This is a genomic window from Sellimonas sp. (genome assembly GCF_047234585.1).
GTDB lineage: Bacteria > Bacillota > Clostridia > Lachnospirales > Lachnospiraceae > Sellimonas > Sellimonas caecigallum.
Genome location: NZ_JBKSWG010000002.1, coordinates 35,966 through 59,763, shown reverse-complemented (window position 1 = coordinate 59,763; position 23,798 = coordinate 35,966). Strand labels below are relative to the sequence as shown.

Below are 23,798 nucleotides of genomic sequence, written 5' to 3'. Positions count from 1 at the left end.
TACAGAAAATGTAAAATTTCAGACTCTTATAGCGAGAAAGGAACATATTATGACAATTCAAGTGCGTATGTATCACGAAAAAGACATACCGGAAATGATCCGGATCTGGAATGAAGTGGTGGAAGACGGCGTTGCCTTTCCACAGGAAGACTTTCTGACAGAAGAGACCGGACCGGCCTTCTTTCTTGAACAGACCGACTGCGGCGTAGCGGAGGATACGGATACGGGGAAAATCTGCGGTATGTACATTCTGCATCCCAATAACATAGGCAGGTGCGGACATTTGTGCAATGCAAGTTATGCTGTTGATTCCAGGTTCCGCAGACTCCATATCGGGGAGAAGCTGGTCCTCCACTCTCTGGAACAGGGGAAGCGGCGCGGCTTTCGGGTCATGCAGTTTAATGCTGTCGTTTCGTCCAATATCCATGCCCGTCATCTGTACGAGCGCGTCGGCTTCGTACCTCTTGGCGTCATTCCTGGAGGATTTCGAATGAAAGACGGGCATTACGAAGACATCTGCCCATACTACCGGATATTGTAGCAGATATGCATAAAGACAGCGGCTGCCAGGGCTGGCAAAACCATGTTCCCTGGCAGCTGCTGTCTTATTCTGTTTCTTTCTGTTCTGTATCCTGCCAGAGTCTTTTGTAATAAGACTCGGCCGTGTAGAGAACTGCCGCCGGGTTGTGCCCAGTCACACGGTCTTTTGTGACTGCCGTTGTCGTAAGCGCTTCAGAGTATTTGTAAAACAAACTGTCGTGTCCCACACAGAGTCCCACGACAACGTTCAGATCCGTCTTTTCGTGATTCAGTACTTTGGCCTGAAGGATCGGATTGCACATGTGGCAGCCGATGGCTTCACATTCTTTCGGTATGCCGACAGAGACTTTATCCACGGCTCCGGTTTTGCAGGCCACGCCTACCACTTCAAATCCATGGCTTCTCAAAATTTTTGCCAGTGTCCTGCTCTCCCGAATCAGTCCCACACAGGTAGCGATCCCTATCTTTTTTACCTTCATTTTCCGTGCAAATTCCACGATCTCTTCCACACGGGTCTTCTTCAGGTACCCTTCGTATTCCACCTGTGCCGCCGCGATGGCCGCCTTTTTATTCTCCGGCTCTTCATAGCATGCCATGGCCTCTTTTAAGACTTCCTCATCCAGGGAAGATGTCATGCAAAACGACGGATATTTCGCCGTTTTTCTCTCACATTCGGTCACTGCACAATCAACACAGGATCTTCTGATCTGTTCTCCCATCTCTCTTTTCTCCTCTCCTTTTTTCATTTTACTTTATATAAAGAATCATGGTACTCCCGATTTACAGGCAAAACGGTTCAAAAAACGGCGCGGAGATATTCCGCGCCGTATCTTTATGATTATTTATTCTCTTCTGCCACGTCTTTGATGCTGAAACTGATTCTTCCCATCTTGTCTTTTCCAAGGCACACTGCCTTTACTCTGTCTCCCAGCGTCAGAACCTCTTCCACGTGTTCGATGCGGCGTTTGCAGATTTTTGAAATGTGAACCATTCCTTCTTTTCCAGGTGCAAACTCGAGGAACGCGCCAAAGTCTTTAATGCTCACGACTGTTCCTTCCAGTACCTGTCCTGCTTCGAAGTCCGTGACGATGATCGTAATGAGGCGTTTTGCTTCATCCATCATCTCTTTATCTGTTCCGCAGATGGATACGCTTCCATCATCGGTAATATCGATCTTCACGCCTGTCTTCTCGATGATAGCGTTGATCGTCTTTCCTCTCTGGCCTACCACATCGCCGATCTTCTGCGGATCAATGTTCATCTGAATGATCTTCGGCGCATATTTGCCCACTTCCGGTCTCGGCTCGGAGATGGCTTTGTTCATAACTTCATCGATGATGTAAAGTCTCGCCTTACGTGTGCGGGCGATGGCTTCCTCGATGATCGGTTTTGTCAGTCCGTGAATCTTGATATCCATCTGGATCGCAGTGATACCTTTGTGTGTTCCTGCTACCTTGAAGTCCATATCCCCAAAGAAGTCTTCCAGTCCCTGGATGTCTGTGAGCACGATATAGTCATCATCTGTATCTCCTGTCACAAGACCGCAGGAAATTCCGGCAACAGCACTCTTGATCGGAACACCAGCCGCCATAAGTGACATACTGGATGCGCAGACGCTGGCCTGAGAAGTAGATCCGTTGGACTCAAATGTCTCGGAAACCGTACGGATCGCATACGGGAATTCTTCCTCTGTCGGCAGTACCGGCACAAGCGCACGCTCTGCAAGCGCTCCATGTCCGATCTCACGGCGTCCTGGTCCTCTGGACGGTTTTGTCTCTCCTACAGAGTAGGACGGGAAATTGTAGTGATGCATATAACGTTTGGACGTTTCTGCTTCATCCAGCCCGTCCACCTTCTGTGCCTCAGAAAGCGGAGCCAGTGTGGTAATGTTGCAAATCTGAGTCTGTCCTCTTGTGAACATAGCAGAACCATGCACTCTAGGAATCAGATCTACTTCTGCTGCCAGCGGGCGGATCTGGTCGATAGCTCTTCCATCTGGACGTTTGTGATCTTTCAGGATCATTTTGCGCACAGTCTTTTTCTGATACTGATAGAGTGCTTCCCCGATACGCGGCAGCCACTCTTCGTTTTCTGCAAATACTTCTTCCAGTCTGTCCTGGATCTTGCGGATATTTTCTTCTCTTGTCTGTTTATCATCTGTAAATACAGCTTCTTCCATCTCTTCCGGAGGAACGATCTCTTTGATGGCCTGGAACAGTTCTTCCGGCACTGCAAAGCTTTCGTATTCATGCTTCGGTTTTCCGCATTCTGCCACGATAGTATCGATAAAAGCGATGATCTTCTGGTTCACTTCGTGAGCGGCAAAGATCGCTTCCAGCATCTTATCTTCCGGAACTTCGTTTGCTCCCGCTTCGATCATGATAACTTTTTCTCTTGTGGAAGCGACAGTGAGCTGCATATCAGAAGCTGCTTTCTGTGCTGCAGTCGGGTTGAACACGAGTTCTCCGTCCACAAGCCCTACCTGAGTGGATGCAGTCGGACCATCAAACGGGATATCTGAGATCGCCACAGCGATGGCGGAACCAAGCATTGCCGTAAGTTCCGGGCTGCAGTCCTGGTCTACAGAGAGCACGAGGTTTTCCAGTGTCACATCATTTCTGTAATCTTTCGGGAAAAGCGGACGCATCGGTCTGTCGATCACGCGGTCCGTCAGGATCGCATTTTCAGACGCTTTTCCTTCTCTCTTATTGAAACCGCCAGGAATCTTTCCTACTGCGTAAAGTTTTTCATTGTATTCCACGTTGAGCGGGAAGAAATCAATCCCTTCTCTCGGCTTTTCAGAAGCCGTAGCTGTGGATAATACGGTCGTCTCGCCATAGTGCATAAACGCTGCACCATTTGCCTGTTTTGCCACTCGTCCGATATCGACTCTGAGAGTACGTCCGGCGAGTTCCATCTCAAATGTCTTGTACATTCTGATTCTCCTTTTCCTTTCTTTTTGTTCGTACGGCATATGCGGAGAATCCCGAAACTACTGAAAAACCAGTCAGCGCCTTCCTGATTTGCTTTTCAGTGGTCTCGGTGTTTCTTCCCCTTTTTATACCGTTTTTCCCGGTTACCCATGAACCGCAGAAAAAATGAGGACGGAGTTTTTTCCGTCCTCTTTCTCACAGTGACTATTTTCTAAGTCCTAATCTTTCAATCAAAGAACGGTATCTTTCGATATCTTTTTTCTTTAAATATGCAAGAAGACCACGTCTCTGACCTACCATTTTCAAAAGACCTCTTCTGGAGTGATGATCCTTTGGATTAGCTTTGAAATGTTCTGTTAATTCATTGATTCTTGCTGTCAACAGTGCTACCTGTACTTCCGGAGATCCTGTATCTCCTTCGCATCTTCCGTATTCAGCGATGATCGCTGCTTTCTTGTCTTTACAAATCATGTTTGTATCCTCCTTCTTTTATTTCAAACGCCGGATATCAGGCGGTGGTCGGAGTCTTCCATCCACTGGATATCGGCTTACTCACACTTAGCCATTATAGCAAAGTACCCTTCTATTGTCAATTCTTTTCTTACCGGTTTCTTCCCCTGTTGGCAACCTGGATAAAATATCGTTTTCCTTCCCGGATATCGTCCTGTATCTGGTTTTTCAATGCATGGACATCCGCAAATTTTCTCTCCGGACGCAGATACTGGTAAAGCTGAACGATGATCTCCCGCCCATATACTTCTTCTTTCTCTTCATAGCAGAAAAAATGGGCGGAAAGCGTGCGCTCCTCATTCTGAGCAACCGTCGGTTTGGTCCCGATATTGCACACACCCTGATACCAGTCGCCGCCGCTTCGGATCTTACAGATATATGTGCCTTTTGGCGGCAGGATCTTTTCTTCACACGGGATGATATCCATCGTCGGGCTGCCCATCTCCCTGCCTTGCTGATCCCCTTTTACAACAGTGCCGGCAATCGTATACGGGTAACTCAAAAGACGGTTGACAAGATACATGTCCCCTGTCTTCATCACTTCCCTCACATATGTACTGCTCACAACGCGGGAACCGTACATCTCATTTTCCATCACTTCGATCGTATAGCCGTACTTTTTTGCATACTTCTTCAGCATCTCCGTATCGCCGCGCCGCTCATGTCCAAAACGGAAATTCTCTCCAACCACGATATATTTTGCATGGAAGACCCCGCATAAAATCTGCTCAATAAATTGCTCTGCCTCCATCTCCTTGACGGAAAGGAAGGGACATTCTACCAGATAGTCCACTCTGTTTTCCAGGCGAAACGCCCTTTCCGCATTCGTCATCAGCTTTTTCCCATCCAGATGCATTCTCGCTTTAAATTCCGTCATATCGAAAAAACAAACAACACTTTTTAGATCCGTCTCCTCTTCCACATGTTCCATAACCCGTTCCACAAGTTTTCTGTGTCCGCGGTGAAGTCCGTCAAACTTCCCGAGTGTGACGGCGGATCCGGCTTTTTCTTTGTACTGTTCCAATCCTGTAATATATTGCATGTTCTTTCCTCATTTCCATGCCCCGCTGTCCTATTGCTGTCTGGGACTGTAAAACATTTTTTCTACCTTGTATCTGTTTTCTTTGCTGTCATAGCGGTACAGCGCAAGAAACAGACCGTCTTTTTGGTATACACGGATCCGCTCCTGGCTCTGAGGCATTGTGTTTTCTTCCAGCTGTCTTTTCGTCAATGCGTTTCCGTTGTATACGCTTTTTTCCTCCCCTTCTTTTACAAATACCTTTGGCACATCCGGGAACATCGCGTCTATCGGTACTAGAATTTCTTCAATCCTTCCTTCCCGTACGCATGTCTCGATCTCATCAAGGCTTTTGCTCTCTTCCAGGGTAAAAATTCCGGATTTTGTCCGGATGAGTGAGGACATACATCCCCCGCATCCGAGCTTCTCTCCGATATCATTACAGAGGGTCCGTATATATGTGCCCTTGGAGCACCAGACTTCAAACCGTACTTCCGGAAGGTTGATTTCACGGATCTCAATACGGTGGATCTGGATTTTTCTCGGTTTTCTCTCAATCTCCACGCCCTCCCTCGCCAGTTCGTAGAGTTTTTTCCCATTGACTTTGAGCGCAGAGTACATCGGAGGGATCTGGTCGTACTCCCCGACAAAGGAGAGAATTGTCTCCCGAACCTGATCTTGCGTGATTCCCTCCACAGAGCACTCTTTTTTCACTTCTCCCGAGATGTCCTGGGTATCTGTCGTCTTTCCCAAAAGCAGCACTGCCTCGTACGCTTTTTCTTTCTCCGTGAGCATGTCGCACAGCTTCGTAGCTTTTCCAAAACACACCGGAAGGACACCTGTGGCATCCGGATCAAGCGTCCCTGTATGCCCGATCTTTTTCTGGCGTGTGATCCCGCGAAGTTTCGCTACCACATCGTGGGAAGTAAATCCTTTTTCTTTTCTTACATTGATGATACCGTCGATCATGCTGTCTCATCCTCCAGCTGCGGAGCGATCAGACGCATGACATTGTTGATCACATCATGTGCTGTCCCACGCATCGTCAGACCTGCTGCCCTGACATGGCCGCCGCCTCCAAAATACTGTGCCACTTTGCTCACGTCTACCTTCTGTTTGGAACGAAGGCTGACTTTAAATTCGCCTTTCTGGAGCTCATAGAGAAAGACTGCCACTTCCACGCCTTTCGTGAGCCGAAGCTGGCTTACGATCCCTTCCAGATCTTTTGCCTTTACCCCAAAAAATTCCATGCTGGCCTTCGTAATATAAGAAAAGATAACCTGGCCGTCCATAAGACGGATACTCTCAAGGAGAGCTTTTCCGAGTACCTGATTCTGCTCGTATGTTTTTTCATAAAACGTTTTTTCCACGATCTCGGATGCATGGATTCCTTTTCTCAGAAGTTCTGCCGCCGCTTCCATGGTGGAAGGCTTTGTGCAGGAATACTGGAACACTCCGGTATCATGGACGATTCCGAGATAGAGTGCTTCTGCGATCTCTTTCGTGATGCGTTCCTTTTCCATCAGGTTGTAGACAAGTTCCGATGTGGAGCTTGCGTCCGGCTCGATATCATTGTGATCAGCAAACATCTGATTGCTCACATGGTGATCAATACATACTGTCTGTCCTGCATGTTCAAACAGGCATTCAGCAAACCCAAGCCGTTTTGCATCTCCGCAGTCCAGCGCAAAAAACACATCGTATGTCTGATCTTCGGAAGCCTCGTGCCGGATACGGTCAGCTCCTTTCAGGAACCGGAACGAATTTGGTATCTCTTCCAGATACACATCCGCTTTGATCTGCGGATAATAGCTGCAGATATATTGACAAAGCGCAAGGCAGGATCCGCAGCAGTCACCGTCCGGCCGCACATGTCCTGCGATACCGACGGTCTTTGCACCTGCCAGTATTTCATCCAAATTCAGCATTTTATTCATCCTCTTGATTCTGACCTCTTGTTACATCATCGATCATTTTTGACATGGCTACACCGTACTCGATGGACTGATCCAGGATAAAACGGATCTCCGGCGTATTCCGCAGATTCAGTGTCCTGGCCAGCTCCCTGCGGATGTAGCCTTCCGCATTTTTCAGTCCTTTCAGCGTGTCTTTTTGTGCCTCCTCGTCCCCGAGAACGCTGATATACGCCTTACATGTCTTCAGATCCGGCGCCACTTCCACCGCAACGACAGATGTAAATTCCGCAATCCGGGGATCCTTAAGACCCCCGCGCAGAATGTTGGAAAGTTCATGCTGGACTTCGGAATTGATCCTTGTATTTTTAATACTGTTTTTTCTCATATTCCTCTTCCTATCTTGGTTTTTCTACCATCTTGAAGGCTTCTACCTGGTCGCCTTCCTTGATATCATTGAATTTCTCAAATACGAAACCACATTCGTATCCTGCTTTTACTTCTTTGACGTCATCTTTAAAACGTTTCAGAGATGCCAGTTTTCCTTCAAAGATCACAATGCCATCACGGACAATACGCGCAGAACAGTCTCTCTCAAACACGCCGTCAAGCACATAAGATCCTGCAATGGTTCCGACTCCTGACGCCTTGAATGTCTGGCGAACTTCTGCGTGTCCGAGTACCTTCTCTTCGAATACCGGATCCAGCATACCCTTCATGGCCGCTTCTACATCCTCGATCGCATTGTAGATGACACGGTAGAGACGTACATCCACATTTTCCCGTTCTGCGGACTCTTTTGCCGCCGCATCCGGGCGGACGTTGAATCCGATGATGATGGCGTTGGATGCGGATGCAAGCATCACGTCTGATTCGTTGATGGCTCCTACTCCGCCGTGAATGATCTTCACAACCACTTCCTCGTTGGAAAGTTTCAGAAGACTCTGCTTCATCGCCTCCACGGAGCCCTGAACATCGGCTTTTACCACAATGTTAAGTTCCTTTAAGTTTCCTTCCTGGATCTGGCTGAACAGATCGTCCAGAGACATTCTGGACTTTGTCTCTTCCAGCATCTTCACACGGTTCTGAGAGATGAATGTCTCTGCAAAGTTTCTCGCTTCTTTTTCATTTTTGCATCCCACAAAGACTTCGCCTGCATTCGGTACATCGCTGAATCCGAGGATCTCTACCGGCGTGGACGGTCCTGCTTCTTTGACACGTCTTCCCTTGTCATCCATCATGGCACGGACTTTTCCGTATGCAGATCCTGCAGCAATGGAATCTCCGATCCGGAGCGTTCCTTTCTGTACGAGAACAGTAGCCACCGGTCCTTTTCCTTTGTCAAGCTGTGCTTCGATGACAAGACCTCTCGCTCTCCTGTTTGGATTTGCTTTGAGCTCCATCATTTCTGCTGTGAGAAGGATCATTTCCAGAAGTTCTGAAATTCCTTCTTTTGTGTGGGCAGATACCGGAACAAAAATAGTACTTCCGCCCCAGTCTTCCGGAATCAGCTCGTATTCTGTGAGTTCCTGTTTTACACGTTCTATATTGGCGCTTGGCTTGTCGATCTTGTTGATGGCAACGACGATCTCTACACCCGCTGCCTTCGCGTGATTGATGGCTTCCACTGTCTGCGGCATGACACCATCGTCGGCAGCCACGACAAGAACTGCGATATCTGTGGAGCATGCTCCTCTCAGACGCATGGCTGTGAATGCTTCGTGACCAGGCGTATCAAGGAATGTGATGCTTTCTCCATTAATATTGACAACTGACGCACCGATATGCTGGGTAATTCCTCCAGCTTCCCTGTCCGTCACATTCGTGTCACGAATCGCATCCAAAAGGGAAGTTTTTCCGTGGTCTACGTGCCCCATGACACAGACTACCGGCGGACGTTTCTTCATCTTCTTTTCGTCCTCTTCTTCCTCTTTTAAGAGCTCTTCGATCACATCGATTTCTTCTTCCTGTTCGCACAGCACGTCAAATTCCATTGCGATCTCTTCTGCTGTGGCGAAATCGATCTCCTGGTTTACTGTCACGATCTTGCCCTGAAGGAACAGTTTCTTCACGATAGCTGATGGCTGGATCTTCATGGCGTCCGCCAGTTCTTTGATCGTCAGCATCTTAGGGATCGTGATCTGCTTGATCTGTTCTTCCTGTTTTTCCTGTTTCGGCTGCGGTTTTTCCATTACCGGCATGTTGTTTTTCTTGCCTCTGCCCGGCTTCTGGCTCATCTTTCCTTCCCGCTCTTCGTCACGGTCATATTCTTTCTTTTTGTAATTGTCTTTTGATGCCTTTCTCTGCGGCTTCTGTTCTACCACCATCGGTGCCGGAATAGACGGTCCGTTGTTTCTTCCGTCGCGGTCTCCTCTTCCCTGGCGGCCTCCGTCGCGTCTGTCCCCTCTTCTTTCAGAACGGTTTCCTTCCCCGCGGAAATCTCTTCCTCCACGGCCTCCGTCACGTCCTTCTCCTCTTTGCTCTCTTCTGTCCGGACGGTTTCCTTCTCCGCGGAAATCTCTTCCTCCACGGCCTCCGTCACGTCCTTCTCCTCTTTGTTCTCTTCTGTCGGAACGGTTTCGGTCATTGCGGAAATCTCTTCCCTGACGGCTTCCGTCACGTCCTCTCTCCTGAGCATTCATCTCTTTCTTTCCTGTCTCTTTCTCCATTCCTGTCTTCCCTGCCTGTGCAGCTCCATTGGTTCTCTGGGCATTTCTGCCACCCTGGCGTCTCTGTCCCCCCTGTGTGTTCTGTGGTCGGAACACCTGCACAATGGTTTTCTTCTTTGGTGCTTCTGCCTGACGGCTTCCGGATGCAAATTTTTTCTTTACATCTTCTACCTGTCCTTCGGTCAGAAAACTCATATGACTTTTGATATCAGCCCCGCCCGCTTTCAGGTAATCCATTATTTCCTTGCTCGTTTTATCTATTTCTTTTGCTAATTCATGTACTCGCACTTTTGACATCAATCTACCTCCTATATGCAATTTCTTTTTCTTTCGTTTCAAGCTGTTTTCTCAGTCCGTCCGCAAACCCGGCGTCGATAACCGCCGTGCAGGTGCGGAATTCTTTTCCCATTGCATGCCCCAAGGTATCTTTATCTCCATAAAAATAGATTGGCACTTCGTAGAAGCTGCACATATTCCGGAATTTTTTCTTTGTATTCTCCGATGCATCTTCTGTCACAATGACCAGGAACGCTGTCCCTGTTTTTACTGCCTGCTCTGTCTGAAACCCGCCGCTCTTTGTCCTTCCGGCTTTTGTGGCAAGACTTAACAGAGACAGGATCTTATCTTGTTTCAATCTGTTCCATCTCCTTTTCCAGCTCCTCGTATACCTCTTTTGGTATCGCCTGTTTAAAGGAGCGCTCAAGTCCTTTGCTCTTGACTGCCTTGTGAAAACATTCTTTTGAGAAGCACAGATAGGCTCCTCTTCCGTTCTTTCTCCCTGTCGTATCGATGAGAAATTCCCCTTCTTTCGTGTGGATGACACGCAGAAGTTCTTTTTTATTTTTCATCTCCCCGCATCCGACACATTTGCGCATTGGGATCTTTTTATTCATCATACTCATCCTCGTAAATATCTTCTTCGTACACACCCTCTTCCATCGGGAGATCCATGTAGTTTTCCGGAAGTTCCCCGGATTCGATGGCCTGTGTCTCGCTCTTGATATCGATCTTATATCCTGTCAGTCTTGCCGCAAGTCTCGCGTTCTGCCCTTCTTTTCCGATGGCCAGGGAAAGCTGGTAGTCCGGCACGATGACGCTTGCTGTCTTCTCATCCGGATCTGCAGCAACTGAAATAACTTTGGCCGGACTCAGCGCATTTTCGATAAGGATCGCCGGGTTGTCGCTCCAGTTGATGATGTCGATCTTTTCTCCGCGCAGTTCGTTTACTACGGCGTTGACCCTCTGTCCGTTCATTCCGACGCACGCGCCCACCGGATCTACGTCCGGATCATTGGACCAGACAGCGATCTTTGTACGGGAACCTGCCTCCCTTGCGATGCTCTTGATCTCTACTGTTCCGTCTTTTACTTCCGTCACTTCTGCTTCAAAGAGTCGTTTTACAAGTTCCGGATGGGTACGGGAAACAAGGATCTTTGGCCCTTTTGTCGTATTTTTTACTTCCACTACATACAGTTTGATCCTCTCTGTCGGCCGGAACACTTCGCCTTTTACCTGCTCGTTTTCTGTGAGCATCGCATCGGCCTTCCCGAGATCGATGCTGATATTTTTGCCGACATACCGCTGTACGATACCTGTCACAATATCCTTCTCTTTTTCAAAATACTGATCGTAAACGACTTTACGTTCTTCTTCCCTTATCTTTTGGAGGATGAGATTTTTCGCATTTTGCGTCGCGATCCGGCCAAAAGATTTGGAATCGATCGGCACCTGCACGATATCGCCAAGCGCATATTTGGAATCCATCATCTTCGCGTTTACAAGGCTGATCTCTTCTTCCGGATCTTCCACTTCCTCCACTACAGTCTTTTCCGCATAGACGGCGAAATCGCAGGTCTCCCGGTTCATCACGACTTTGATGTTGTCCGCTTTCTTAAAATGGTTCTTGCAGGCATTCATCAGAGAATTTTCAATGGCGTCCAGCATTGTCTCTTTGCTGATATCTTTTTCCTGCTCGAGTATTGTCAGTGCTTCCATTAATTCTGTACTCATTTTTTCGTTTCCTCCTAAACTTAAAAATCAAATGCCAGTCTTATCAGGGCAATGTCTTTTTTATCAAAGGTCATGCTGGATTCGTCCTCGCACCGGATCGTAACCGAATCTTTGTCATAGCTCTCCAGCGTTCCTGTAAAATCCTTCTGGCGGTCGATCATCCGGTATGTCCGGATATCCACCTCTTTTCCAAGACTTCTCTCAAAATCCCGTTCCTTTTTCAGAGGTCTTCCAAGTCCCGGAGAACTAACCTCCAGAATATAGCTGTCTTCTATAAAATCTTTTTCATCTAATACATCTGAAAGCGAGCGGCTTACTACCTCGCAGTCATTGATGGCGATCCCGCCCGGTTTATCAATGTACGCTCTCAGATACCATGTGCTTCCCTCTTTGACGTACTCCACATCCACCAGTTCAAATCCATGAGTCTCGAGGATCGGTATCAGCAGATCTTCTGTTCTCTGTTCATAGTGTTCTCTTTTTGACAATCCCAACATCCTTTCTCTTGTTTTCCCGGCATGTCTGAAAACTTTCCCATGCACTAAAGAAGAGTGAACGAAACGTCCACTCTTCTGCCGATTTCTTATGTAACTATATGTACTATAACACTCTTTTACGCCAAAATCAAGCATTTTTGCAAAGAATGTCAAGCAAACCACGGATATCACGGATCACATAGTCTGCGCCTGCTTCCATAAATGTCTTCTCCGCCTCTTTGAGTTTCTCTTCTTTTTCGGCGTCAGAAAGTGCTTCGTATTCCTTTTGTGAAAGTCCAAGGACAGAACTTCCTTCCAGAACTCCGACAGATTCCATACCTGCCTGTTTTCCTTCTTTGATATCGGAAACAGTATCTCCGACTTTGATGACCTTACGTACATCGGAAAGTTTCAGCTCTTCCATGTTGCGGAAAATCATATATGGATATGGCCTTCCGGTATTTCCTGTGGAGTTCGGGCTGAACCAGCAGTCCGGCGCATAGCCATTCTCTGCCGCCTTTGGCACAACAATGGTCATCATATCATCCGTGTAGCCGGTGGTAGAACCGATCTTCAGTCCCATTTCTCTGAGTTTTTCTACTGTCTCCACAACGTACGGCTTCGGATCCGCAAAGTTTGGCAGAATCTCGAGGATTTTCTTTTCGCTGAGTTCATAGACTGCATGGACATCTTCCTCGGTCCAGTCTTTTCCATACTTTTCTCTCCACAGTCCGGCGATCCTTTCTCCCTTCAACATGGTCCGGATATGGTCGATCTTGAGCATCCCCATCGGTCCTCTTACTTCTTCTACTGTCGGTTCGATACCGAACGCTTTAAATGCATCGATAAATGCCTGTACTGGTGCGAAACAACCGTAATCTACCGTCGTGCCTGCCCAGTCAAAGATAACTGCTTCGTATTTCATCTTAGTTTGTCTCCTTTAAAAATTCTGAAATGATGGCGGTAAGTTTTACCATGTCTTCCGGATAGATCTCCCCGATATTTCCGATACGGAAAGTATCTGCATCCGTAACTTTTCCCGGGTAGATCGCATATCCGCGTTCTTTGATGTAATCATACATCTGCTGGAAGGAAAAATGATGATGTTCCGGATAATAGAATGTCGTGATGATCGGTCCCTGTACGTCGGCGCCTACATATGGGCGGATCCCAAGCTCTGCCAGGTTTTCGATCAGGATCTTGTTGTTCTTCGCATAACGTTCATGACGCTTTTCGAGAAGATCGGCTGTCAGTTTTTCCGGATATACCTTCGGGTATGCGGACTGGTTGGATGCATTTTCTTCTCCCTCGTAAATCGCAAGCGGGTATGTTTTCTGAAGTTCTGTTCTTCCGTTTTCAATGATGCACTGTGCCATCTCCATTGCTTTGTCTGCCTTTTTGCTGTCTTCTTTGTCAAGCACAGCCACAGATTCTGTCAGGGAGAAGTTTCCTTCTGCAGGATCTACGTAATCGATCGGAAGTCCTTCCTCTTTGTCCGCAACAGCCTGATGGCGAAGTCCAAATCCTACTGCCACTTCCCCTGCACGTACTTTTTTAAGCGGTGCAGATCCGGAGTCTTCGATATTGTCCCCTGCATTTTCGTAGATTCCTTTCAGAACTTCTTTCGCTCCATCTTCGCCGTACTCGCTTATGATGGCCTGGATCAAAAGCCATGCTGTGGATGACGCTTTTACATCTGTCACAGACAGCATATCTTTGTACTGCGGATCCGCAAGATCTTTGATACATGTCGGAGTGTCAAGTCCGTTTTCTTTCAAAAGTTCTGTGTTGACAATGATAGCTCCTTCCTGCTTTGTGATCGGTGCATAGAAAGAAGAACTGTCGTTCTCACTCAGCACAGAGTAATCAAATGTCAGGTCTTTGAACATCTCGTTCTGTTCCTGTGCACTGTCCAGATAGAAGGAACTCATCGTTACCATATCTGCTTCCAGGTTTTTTCCTTCCGCGATCAGTTTTCCGCCAAGCTCAGAAGTACCGAATGTCTGGAATACATACTCATTTTCATATCCATTTTCATCCAGCGTTTTTTTCATCGCATCCACCGCTTCTTCGTCTGCATTGGAATAGATGATGACTTTATCGTCGCTGTTCCCCGCTGCTGCATTTCCGCCTGCACATCCTCCAAGAAAAACGGATCCGGCAAGCATACATGCCATAAACATTGCTGTCACACTTTTCATTTTCATTATTTTTTTCTCCTTTTTTACTTTGATATCTGCTTTCTTCCTGCTTGTCAGGAGGTAAAGCACCCCTTTCATACAGAGGTTTGTTAAGAGGATCAAGATAGACAGTACGAAAATCTCATTGAATTTCATGAAGTACTGCAGCTCTTTGATCTTTGTCGTAATGACCATGGTTTTTGCCCCTGCGATGAAGATAACCGCACTGACTGTTACCATCGCATTTACGAAATAATATCCGAACACTTCAAGAAGTGTGGATGTCATATTCGGCGTGATGATGCGGATAAGTGTCTTGCTCCAGGAATCTCCAAGCAGTTTTGCCGTCGCTTCCCATGATGTATTCAGTTTCATCAGCGCATTTTTGATCATCAAATACGGTGTCGAGAAGTAGTGGATCGTATTACAGATGATGATCAGAATGAACGTATTCTGAAGAGAAGTCCCTGAAAATACGAGCATGTACGCGATACCGATGACCATCCCCGGCACTGTGTTTGTCACAAGGGCGGTGCTTTCAATGACCTGTTTTGTGCGCCCTTTCAGATTGCTTCTTGCAGATGCAAGGGCACATCCATATGTAAGAAGAAGTCCTACCACCGCTGTCATAAACGCCACAAACAGTGAGTTTTTATATACTGCCGTCAAGGTATTGTCCTGGAATACCGACTGGAAATGCTCCAGTGTGAACACTGCCCGGTACGGCCATTCTTCGATGAACGGCATAATGAAGATTACCGCAAACACTGCAAACACGCAGAGGAATACAATTCCTGTCGCCACAGAACAGAGGATGTCCCTGACTTTGTTTTCTTTTAATTCCACAACAGAAATCTTGTTGTACCGGATATTGTACCGTTCCAGGAATTTCAAAAGAGCGATGCTGACAACCGACGGGATCAGCATGATGATCGCCACGACCGCCCCGTTGCTGAAGTTCGGAATACTTCCCAGCATTTCGTTGTACAGCACTGTCGCCACAACTTCGAATTTTCCTCCTACCGATTCCGGGATACCGTAATCCGTAAAGCAAAGGAAAAAACACTGTACGAAAGATGCCGCAAATGTTCCAAGAAGCGGTCTTATGATCGTCTGAAGGAACGTCTTTGCCGGACTGTCTCCCATGATTCTTGATACTACGATAAACTTTTTGTCAATGTATTCCATTGTGTTGGACAGAAGCATAAAAGATACCGGGAGTGTGTAGATGACATACCCGATCACCAGTCCGTTGAATCCATATATGTCAAACAGCTGTCTTCCGAAAAGTCTTGTCAAAAGCCCCTGTTTTCCAAAAGAATAGATGATCGCAAACCCGTATGTAATGGTCGGCAAAAGCATCGGGAGCTGTGCGGCCAATCGGATGAATTTCTTGTACGGACGCGGTGCATTTGTGTAATGGATCGTGTACGCCAAAAGGAATGCCAAAAGCGTGGCTGCAACTGCACTTGTGACAGAAACCGACATACTGTTTGCCACAGCCGTTCCAAATCCCTTCTGTGAAAGCATCTCGCCGAAATTCGCCAGCGTCACTCCTCCGTCTCCTTCCAAGGCCTGACGAAACAGCACGACCAGCGGCACGAACAGAAACGCCAGAAAGACGATGAGGGCGACAATGTATATTCCCTTTATCTCTTTTTCTTTTATTTTTTTCATCTTCTTATACCACCTGTAACCTTTTTGCCTCAGAATCGCGGAACAGAGACATGATATTGTTTCTCTTTATCTCCAGCTGCTTCAGGATAAATGTTTTTACAAATTCTTCTTCCGGCGCGTTGATGATATCTTCCGGTCTTCCGTATTGAGCGATAGTCCCCTGGTTCATGATGCAGACTTTGTCGGAGAGTGTCAGCGCCTCTTCCGGATCATGTGTGACGATGATCGTCGTGAGATGGTACTCTCTTGCGATTTCCTTGATCTTGCTTTTGATGGATTCCTTGATCACACCGTCGAGAGCACTCAGCGGTTCGTCCAAAAGAAGGATCTTCGGCTTCATGACCATCGTCCTTGCAAGGGCAACTCTCTGTTTCTGTCCGCCGGAGAGCTGCTCAATCTTTTTCCCAAGATGCTCTTTCAGACCGAGAAGTTCGATCAGGCCGGACACTTCCTTGGCTGTCGCAATGTCCTTTTTGTTGCGCAGTCCATATGTAACATTCTGCTGCACATTCAAATTCGGGAACAGAGCATAATCCTGAAATACGATATTAAACCCCCGTTCCTCCATTGGTACATGTAAGATGTCTTCTTCATCAAACCGCATTTCTCCTGCATCTGCCTGTGTAAACCCAAGTATGATGTTCAAAAGTGTTGTCTTACCGCATCCTGACGGTCCGAGGATAGACACGATTTCCCCGCTGTCGATCTCCAGGTTGATATCCCTTAAAACCGGTACGCCGTCAAACGATTTTTTGATATGTTTCAATTCCAGCATGTGATATGCCCCTTTCCGTATTGTTAAGTTTTCTTTACAAGGCGGGAAAAATAAAAGCAATGCCCTTTCTGTTCAGACATTGCTTTTTACATTCGCTATTATGTTTGTATCATTTATGTTCGCTGCTTTACTCCCTGAGTGTCTCTCTTTCCGATGCGCAGACGGTTCAGGACCACTTCTTTTTCTTTGTACACTGCCCTTATATCCTCTCCTTCGGAAAATACGAAGGCAGCCTCCACCTCATCTTTTTTCTGCAGCCGAATTCCCCGGACTCCAATGGCTCCTTTTTTCTTTTCAGACACTTCCCCTGCCGGGAACCGGAGGAAATATCCGTTTACAGTCTGGAGAACTACATAGTCTGCTCCCTGCATCGGACAGACTGTCCGGAGCTCATCCTCATCCTGCAGCTTTGTTGCTGCAGTCGTTCTTTTGGAGACGATAAACTCTCTTCCGTCCACCAGCTTGATCATACCGTCTTTTGTGACAAAAAGCAGCTTTTCTTCCCCGAGCAGATCTTCCTGCACGAGAAAGACGATGTCCTCCTTCGTGCTGTCAAAATTGCTCACATTGTCCACCGGCTGTCCTTTATCACGAAATCGTCCGTGCGGGAGATCCATAACCTTGATCTGGTGCATCCGCCCTTGTCCGGTAAAGAGGCAGATCTTTCCGGTGTTCATACAGCGGATCACATACCTGTTCTCCGCATCCGCCGCTTCCTTGTTTCTTTCGTAAACCGAAGCGTCTACCGTCTTCGCGTAACCAAAGCGGTCCATCAAAAAAACAACTTCCTGCTCTTCGATCTTCTTTTCCTTTAAAACGATCTCCTCAGCATTTTCCAGGGAAGTCTTTCGTTTTACGGCATATTCTTTTTTCAGCCGATTCAGATCTTCGATGATGACAGACGACATCTCATCGTAATCATTCAGGATTTTCTCGTATCTGGCGATCTTTTCCACGGTCTCTTCGTGCTCTTTTACGAGCGCTTCCATCTCCAGCCCGATCAGCTTATAAAGACGCATCTCCAGGATCGCTGTCGCCTGGCGCTCTGTAAAGGAAAGCAGCTTTGCCATCTTTTCAGACACTTTGGTCTTAAAATGGATTGAATCGGTAATGCCGTACATAAGACAAGCCTTGGCATCTTTTACGGAGCGGCTTCCTCTTAAGATTTCGATGATCAGATCGATCACGTCACAGGCTTTTATAAGCCCTTCCTGAACTTCCCGCTTCTCCTGCTCTTTCCTGAGCAAGGTCCGGTATTTCCGCGTGGCGATCTCAAACTGGAAATCCACATGGTGTTCTATGATCCTGCGAAGTCCCATCGTCTCCGGACGCCCGTCTGCCACTGCCAGCATATTGACGCCAAACGTGTCCTCCAGCTTCGTCTTTTTGTAAAGCATATTTTTCAGATTTTCCACATCCGCGTCTTTCTTAAGGTCGATGACGATCCGGATGCCTTCTTTGGAGGACTGGTTGGAAATATCGACAATGTCCGACGTCTTCTTTGTTTCCACAAGGGCACATACATCGTTTAAAAATTTCCCGATTCCGCTTCCGATCATTGTGTATGGGATCTCGGAGATCACAAGACGCTTGCGCCCTCCTTTTCCTTCCTCCGTCTCTACTTTTCCGCGGATCTTGATCTTTCCTGTTCCGGTCTCGTAGATTCCAAGAAGATCATCCTGATTGACAACGATCCCCCCTGTAGGGAAGTCCGGTCCTTTGATATATTTCATCAGCTGCTTTGTCGTGATGGCATTGTTTTTCATGTAGGCCTTGACAGCATCGATCACTTCCCCCAGGTTGTGTGTAGGAATACTGGTGGCCATTCCAACTGCGATCCCTTCCGCACCGTTTACGAGAAGATTCGGGAAACGCACCGGCAATACTTCCGGCTCTTTCTCCGTCTCGTCAAAGTTCGGCACAAAGTTCACGATGTCCTTGTCCAGATCGGAAAGAAACGCTTCCTGGGAAACCTTGGCAAGCCTTGCCTCCGTATATCGCATGGCAGCTGCGCCGTCGCCTTCGATGGACCCGAAATTTCCGTGTCCGTCCACAAGTACCATCCCTTTTTTAAATTCCTGTGCCATGACAACAAGGGCATCATAAATGGAGCTGTCCCCGTGAGGATGATATTTACCCATCGTATCCCCGACGATACGGGCACATTTCCGGTATGGCCTGTCGTAACGGATCCCAAGTTCATACATATCGTAGAGCGTTCTTCTCTGTACCGGTTTCAGGCCGTCCCTCACATCCGGGAGCGCCCTTGAGATGATCACGCTCATGGCGTAGTCGATATACGATTTTTTCATGACATCCGAATATTCCGTCCGAATGATCTGTTCTCTTTCACTCTGGCTCATGTATCTTCCTCACTTCTTCTTTCTATACAATTATATATCCAGCTCCGCCTCGCGGGCGTTTTCATAGATAAAGGTCCGTCTCGGAGGCACTTCTGTTCCCATCAGCATCTCCGTCACGCTGGACGCCATCCTGGCGTCCTCGATTTCTACCCGCTTTAAGATCCTTGTCTTTGGATCCAGCGTCGTCTCCCAGAGCTGCTGTGCATCCATCTCCCCGAGCCCTTTGTATCTCTGGAGGGTAAACGGTCCGCTCTGCCGTTTCCGGTATCTCTCCAGCGCCTTGTCGTCATACAGATACTCTTCCTTCCCCTTCTTTGGCATCGCCTTATAAAGAGGCGGCATGGCAATATATACATGGCCCTCGTAGATGAGTTCCGGCATAAAGCGGTAAAAAAGAGTAAGCAGAAGGGTGGAAATGTGCGCTCCGTCCACATCTGCATCGGCCATGATGATGATCTTATCATACCGAAGTTTTGTAATATCAAAGTCGTTTCCGTATCCTTCGGAAAACCCACAGCCAAAGGCATTGATCATCGTCTTGATCTCAGCATTGGCAAGGACTTTGTCGATACTTGCCTTCTCCACATTGAGTATCTTCCCCCGGATCGGGAGGATGGCCTGGTACATACGGTCTCTGGCAGTCTTTGCGGATCCGCCGGCAGAATCCCCTTCCACAATGAATATCTCACATTTTTTTGCGTCTCTGCTCTCGCAGTTTGCAAGTTTTCCGTTGCTGTCGAAAGAATACTTTTGCCGGGTCAGAAGATTCGTCTTTGCCCGTTCTTCCGTCTTCCGGATCTTAGCTGCTTTCTCTGCGCAGGCCAGAACATTCTTCAGCACTTCAAGATTCCGGTCAAAATACCGAACGATCTCTTCGCCTGTCACTTTTCCAACAGCTCTCGATGCATCCTGGTTGTCAAGCTTTGTTTTTGTCTGTCCTTCAAACCGTGGATCCGGATGTTTTACCGAGACAATAGCCGTCATCCCGTTTCGGATATCTGTTCCGGTAAACTTGTCATCCTTCTCCTTCAACACTCCGATCTCTCGCGCATACTGGTTCATGATCGTGGTAAAAGTGGATTTAAATCCGGTAAGATGAGTTCCTCCCTCGGCATTATAAATATTGTTGCAGAAGCCCAGAATATTCTCATGAAACTCCGTGACATACTGGAACACAACTTCCACCTCAATCCCTTCTGCCTCTCCTTTAAAATAGACGGGATCGTGAACTGCTTCACTTTTTTTATTCAGATCTTTTATAAAACCGATCAGCCCGTCCGGCTCATGGTAAGCGATACATTCCTCGGGATCTTTCCGTTTGTCCCTGAAAACGATCGTGAGGGCAGGATTTAAGTACGCCGTCTCGTGAAGCCTGCTTTTGATTTCTTCTTCCCGAAACCTTGTCTTTTCAAAAATCTCCGCATCCGGCAGGAAATTTACTGTTGTCCCGGTCTTTTTTGTCTTCCCGACAACAGGAAGAAGTCCATCCGAAAGCTCAACCACCGGCACTCCTCTTTCATACCGGTCATGGTGGATCGCTCCGTCACGGCTGATCTTGACATCCATATATTCGGAAAGCGCATTGACGACGGAGGAACCAACCCCATGAAGCCCTCCGCTTGTCTTATACGCAGCATCGTCAAATTTCCCGCCCGCATGCAGCGTCGTGTACACGATACGGGCAGCGGATACTCCTTTTTGATGCATACCGACCGGCACTCCCCGTCCATTGTCAGAGACAGTGGCAGACCCGTCTTTTTCCAGCGTCACTTCGATCCGGTCGCCGTAACCTGCAAGATGCTCATCCACTGCATTGTCAACGATCTCGTACACAAGATGGTTGAGCCCTTTTGTCCCGACACTTCCGATGTACATTCCCGGTCTTTTCCGAACTGCTTCCAGACCTTCCAGTATCGTTATGCTGTCTGCATCGTATGTCGCATGATTTGCCATTGTATTCTCCCTTTCCATTTTTTCATACTTTTACCAGTGTATCACAAACAGACATTCGATTCAAGGCAAAAGATTTGTGCCTCTTTTCCCCTTATGTGAGTACTCTGGCAAGAGATTCCGCCAGAGGTTCCATGGCATTTTTCATCTCCTGCACGGTGTTTGTCTGGGCACCAGCCTCCACAAGAAGCATCTTCGGCACAAGCTGCATGTTGTACCGATAACCTTTGAGATAGATATTTCGCGTAAAGCCCGGATAATGCTCGTCGGCATCCAGCTTCATCTGAAGAGAAAATGCCAGATTATCCTGGATATACGGGTTGGAAAAATACTGTATATTTCCGTTGGCACGTGTTCTGCAAAGGCCATTGAAATACATAATCTTTGCCGTCGGTTTACCATTTACTTCTGTTACCAGATGCGTATTTTCATTTACCCCATCTCTATGTAAATCGATGACTACTTCGATAGTAGGATTTTCTTTGAGGATTTTCTCCGCCGCAGCTCCGGACAATTCGTACGCCTGGCTTCGGTCCAGCTTTCCGTCGATGATGTCGTAGACGCCTCTGTCATGTATCGTCTCTATCTTATACTTTTCATTCAGAAGCTTTGCCAGGTAATCTCCTATCCCCACGATGGAAGTAGAGTCATCCCCCTTTACAGAGTCCACGAATGTTTCCTGGGAATGTGTGTGGTAGATGAGAATTTTCGGTCCATCTATCCCTTTTTGAAACTTCATGTCTTTTGCCAGAAGATTTTTCGCATTAAGCTCCTCCGGGCTTGTCATCGTTGTACTGTCGATCGTATAGTAGTGGCTCGTCAGATATTCATAGTCATTCAGCTTTTCCCTGTCCACTTTGGCTTGCTGACTCGTCTCCTTGGGCTGCTCCTCTGTAGTCTCCTGATTTTTCTCGATCAGCTTTCCGTTTTCATCTACTTCATTTTCATCTTCCGCCTCTTTTTTCAGAAGCATCTCGTACGTTTCCATATCCTCTATCTCTGTCTCCGTCACTTCTTCTGCATTCACATAATCCCCAAGAGGCACCATCTGCATAGCCTGGCTTGTGACCCATTCTTTCATGTCCCTCCCACCTTGCTTTCCATAATGGACGAGGGCCGGAAAAACCATGTTCTCCGCGCCCTCCTGTGCTGCCCGTCCTATCCTGTCTCTCATATTATCCCATACGTTCTGGCTGCCGCCAAGGATGATATATCCGCTCACTGCGCACAATGCCCCTCCTACGAGGAGATTATGAAACCGCATTTTCCGATCCAAACGCCTCACTCCGCTTTCTGTATCCATGTTTTCCGTGTCTTAACACTATATGTCCGGCTGTTCCGTTTTATTCCGCCGGTTCCTTTCCTGCAAAAAGCATATTGAGCCCCTCTGAGATGGTAAAACTGATCCGTTTTACCGTATCGTCAATATCTTTTGGCGTCACAAACATTCCATTGAGATGGGGAGATATCAGCTCTCTCACAAGCTCATACTTTTCAGCTGCATGATATCCCTGAAGGACGACGCCAACTCCTTTTAACGCTTCGGAGTGCTCCATCTCTTTCATGAGATTTTCCATCGCGTCATTGACGATCGTGGCCGCATCCACCACAGTAGGAACACCGATGGCGATGACCGGGACTCCCACGCTTTCCTGTGTGATAGCATTCCTGTGATTACCCACTCCGGATCCCGGATTGATGCCGGTGTCCGCGATCTGGATCGTCCTGTTCAGGCGTTTGGAGTTTCTGGCCGCCAGGGCATCCACCGCAATGATGACATCCGGATCCGTCTCTTTTACAACGCCCCTGATGATCTCCACCGTCTCCATTCCTGTCTGTGCCATTACCCCAGGGACCAGCGCACTGATCAATGTGACTTCTTCTTTCCCCATGGCATATTTCCCGTATTCCTTTACGATATGTCTTGTGATGTTGAGATTATCAGCCACATAAGGCCCGAGGGCATCCGGCGTCACATTCCGGTTTCCAAGACCGATGATCAGAACAGACCAGTCTTCCCCTCTTTTTTTACAGTTTTTTCCGTTCATCAGTTTCTTTATACAGTCTGCGATCTTTTCGGAAATCTCACTGTGATACTCTTCATCCGGCACCGCCATATTCGGCGCTTCCATCGTGATATATGTCCCTGCCGGCTTGCCCATCGTCTTTGCCCCGTTTTCCGTCTGGATCCGCACAGTCGTCGTCTTCACTTCCCATTCTTCGTCATATTCTTCTTCCAGGACAACTCCCTGTACCTCCACGTTTTCTTCTTCAAACCGTTCCTTGTCCTCCAATGCAAGATCCGTCCGGATACTGTACTTTTCAACCATGATATTCCCTCGCTTACTTTTTTCATTTCCCCTTAGTTTCTCAAAAAAAAATGGAAATATGTATTGACATAATATATTTCCTGGACTAAAATGAATGAGTATGCTTCGTCAGGACGTCCGTGTCCGGACCTGACGAGAACGAGAAACGAATTTGCCAAGGTTGGAGGTGTAGGTCATGGCTAACATTAAATCCGCAAAGAAAAGAATTTTAGTTGCTGAAACTAGAACTGCCAGAAATAAAGCTATCAAATCTAAAGTAAAAACTTGCGTGAAAAAAGTGGAAACAGCTGTTGCTAAGAATGATGCTGCTGCTGCAAAAGAAGCACTGAGCGTTGCAATTTCTGAAATCAACAAAGCTGGCGGAAAAGGAGTATACCACAAAAATACATGTGGAAGAAAGATTTCCCGTCTCACAAAAGCTGTTAACTCTATCGCGTAATCCATATAGTGATAT

The 23,798-nt window shown here is 47.4% G+C and carries 21 protein-coding genes; 2 read left to right on the top strand and 19 right to left on the bottom strand.

The genetic code is table 11. The annotated features are described in order from the left end of the window. Positions 1-49 precede the first annotated feature (49 nt). Positions 50-541 carry an N-acetyltransferase family protein gene (locus tag ACLROL_RS00965; RefSeq protein WP_413067166.1) on the top strand — a complete coding sequence of 164 codons (492 nt, stop codon included), beginning with the start codon at positions 50-52 and terminating at the stop codon, positions 539-541. Positions 542-605: 64 nt separating this feature from the next. Here the strand turns inward: ACLROL_RS00965 and ACLROL_RS00960 are convergent, their stop codons facing one another. The 19 genes from ACLROL_RS00960 to gpr all read right to left on the bottom strand — a co-directional run bounded on the left by ACLROL_RS00960 (position 606) and on the right by gpr (position 23,344). Beyond that, positions 606-1,259: a DUF1847 domain-containing protein gene (locus ACLROL_RS00960; protein WP_087211408.1), complete on the bottom strand. Its 654-nt coding sequence runs from the start codon at positions 1,257-1,259 to the stop codon at positions 606-608. A gap of 119 nt (positions 1,260-1,378) precedes the next feature. Continuing rightward, on the bottom strand, positions 1,379-3,475 hold the full coding sequence (locus ACLROL_RS00955; protein WP_087199060.1) for a polyribonucleotide nucleotidyltransferase: 2,097 nt from the start codon (positions 3,473-3,475) through the stop codon (positions 1,379-1,381). Positions 3,476-3,677: 202 nt separating this feature from the next. Continuing rightward, positions 3,678-3,944, bottom strand: a complete 267-nt coding sequence (gene rpsO, locus ACLROL_RS00950; protein ID WP_087199059.1) for a 30S ribosomal protein S15 — start codon at positions 3,942-3,944, stop codon at positions 3,678-3,680. 130 nt (positions 3,945-4,074) lie between these two features. Then, positions 4,075-5,025, bottom strand: a complete 951-nt coding sequence (gene ribF / locus ACLROL_RS00945) for a riboflavin biosynthesis protein RibF (RefSeq protein ID WP_413067165.1) — start codon at positions 5,023-5,025, stop codon at positions 4,075-4,077. A gap of 30 nt (positions 5,026-5,055) precedes the next feature. Further along, positions 5,056-5,970, bottom strand: a complete 915-nt coding sequence (truB, locus tag ACLROL_RS00940; RefSeq protein WP_087211385.1) for a tRNA pseudouridine(55) synthase TruB — start codon at positions 5,968-5,970, stop codon at positions 5,056-5,058. Next, the gene (locus ACLROL_RS00935; protein WP_330646814.1) at positions 5,967-6,929 is read right to left on the bottom strand and encodes a bifunctional oligoribonuclease/PAP phosphatase NrnA; all 963 of its coding nucleotides are present in this window, start codon (positions 6,927-6,929) and stop codon (positions 5,967-5,969) included. Before ACLROL_RS00935 ends, truB begins: the two co-directional genes overlap by 4 nt. Before the next feature lies 1 nt (position 6,930). Then, complete coding sequence (rbfA, locus tag ACLROL_RS00930) at positions 6,931-7,302, bottom strand: 30S ribosome-binding factor RbfA (RefSeq protein ID WP_087199051.1); 372 nt, start codon at positions 7,300-7,302, stop codon at positions 6,931-6,933. A 10-nt stretch (positions 7,303-7,312) separates the two neighbouring features. Further along, positions 7,313-9,880 carry a translation initiation factor IF-2 gene (infB, locus tag ACLROL_RS00925; RefSeq protein WP_413067164.1) on the bottom strand — a complete coding sequence of 856 codons (2,568 nt, stop codon included), beginning with the start codon at positions 9,878-9,880 and terminating at the stop codon, positions 7,313-7,315. Between the two features lie 4 nt (positions 9,881-9,884). Next, the gene (locus ACLROL_RS00920) at positions 9,885-10,217 is read right to left on the bottom strand and encodes a L7Ae/L30e/S12e/Gadd45 family ribosomal protein (RefSeq protein ID WP_087199047.1); all 333 of its coding nucleotides are present in this window, start codon (positions 10,215-10,217) and stop codon (positions 9,885-9,887) included. Further along, a complete protein-coding gene (gene rnpM, locus ACLROL_RS00915) occupies positions 10,204-10,479 on the bottom strand; it encodes an RNase P modulator RnpM (RefSeq protein ID WP_087199045.1) in 276 nt (91 codons plus the stop codon). The genes ACLROL_RS00920 and rnpM overlap by 14 nt, the downstream gene beginning before the upstream one ends. Beyond that, positions 10,469-11,593, bottom strand: a complete 1,125-nt coding sequence (gene nusA, locus ACLROL_RS00910) for a transcription termination factor NusA (protein WP_087199043.1) — start codon at positions 11,591-11,593, stop codon at positions 10,469-10,471. The genes rnpM and nusA overlap by 11 nt, the downstream gene beginning before the upstream one ends. Before the next feature lie 20 nt (positions 11,594-11,613). Continuing rightward, complete coding sequence (rimP, locus tag ACLROL_RS00905; protein WP_287448274.1) at positions 11,614-12,081, bottom strand: ribosome maturation factor RimP; 468 nt, start codon at positions 12,079-12,081, stop codon at positions 11,614-11,616. 136 nt (positions 12,082-12,217) lie between these two features. Continuing rightward, positions 12,218-12,994, bottom strand: coding sequence for a phosphonoacetaldehyde hydrolase (phnX, locus tag ACLROL_RS00900; RefSeq protein ID WP_413067163.1), 777 nt, complete (start codon positions 12,992-12,994; stop codon positions 12,218-12,220). Position 12,995: 1 nt separating this feature from the next. Then, the gene (locus ACLROL_RS00895; RefSeq protein WP_413067162.1) at positions 12,996-15,926 is read right to left on the bottom strand and encodes an extracellular solute-binding protein; all 2,931 of its coding nucleotides are present in this window, start codon (positions 15,924-15,926) and stop codon (positions 12,996-12,998) included. 4 nt (positions 15,927-15,930) lie between these two features. After that, positions 15,931-16,701: an ABC transporter ATP-binding protein gene (locus ACLROL_RS00890; RefSeq protein WP_413067161.1), complete on the bottom strand. Its 771-nt coding sequence runs from the start codon at positions 16,699-16,701 to the stop codon at positions 15,931-15,933. 113 nt (positions 16,702-16,814) lie between these two features. Then, positions 16,815-19,064 carry a DNA gyrase/topoisomerase IV subunit A gene (locus tag ACLROL_RS00885; protein WP_413067160.1) on the bottom strand — a complete coding sequence of 750 codons (2,250 nt, stop codon included), beginning with the start codon at positions 19,062-19,064 and terminating at the stop codon, positions 16,815-16,817. A 30-nt stretch (positions 19,065-19,094) separates the two neighbouring features. Next, the gene (locus ACLROL_RS00880; RefSeq protein WP_288722994.1) at positions 19,095-21,017 is read right to left on the bottom strand and encodes a DNA gyrase/topoisomerase IV subunit B; all 1,923 of its coding nucleotides are present in this window, start codon (positions 21,015-21,017) and stop codon (positions 19,095-19,097) included. Between the two features lie 91 nt (positions 21,018-21,108). Beyond that, positions 21,109-22,278, bottom strand: coding sequence for a stage II sporulation protein P (spoIIP, locus tag ACLROL_RS00875; RefSeq protein WP_087199255.1), 1,170 nt, complete (start codon positions 22,276-22,278; stop codon positions 21,109-21,111). Positions 22,279-22,357: 79 nt separating this feature from the next. Continuing rightward, positions 22,358-23,344, bottom strand: a complete 987-nt coding sequence (gene gpr / locus ACLROL_RS00870; protein ID WP_087210418.1) for a GPR endopeptidase — start codon at positions 23,342-23,344, stop codon at positions 22,358-22,360. A gap of 175 nt (positions 23,345-23,519) precedes the next feature. Here gpr and rpsT point away from each other — a divergent pair, with 175 nt between their 5' ends. After that, the gene (rpsT, locus tag ACLROL_RS00865) at positions 23,520-23,783 is read left to right on the top strand and encodes a 30S ribosomal protein S20 (RefSeq protein ID WP_087199031.1); all 264 of its coding nucleotides are present in this window, start codon (positions 23,520-23,522) and stop codon (positions 23,781-23,783) included. Positions 23,784-23,798 lie beyond the last annotated feature (15 nt).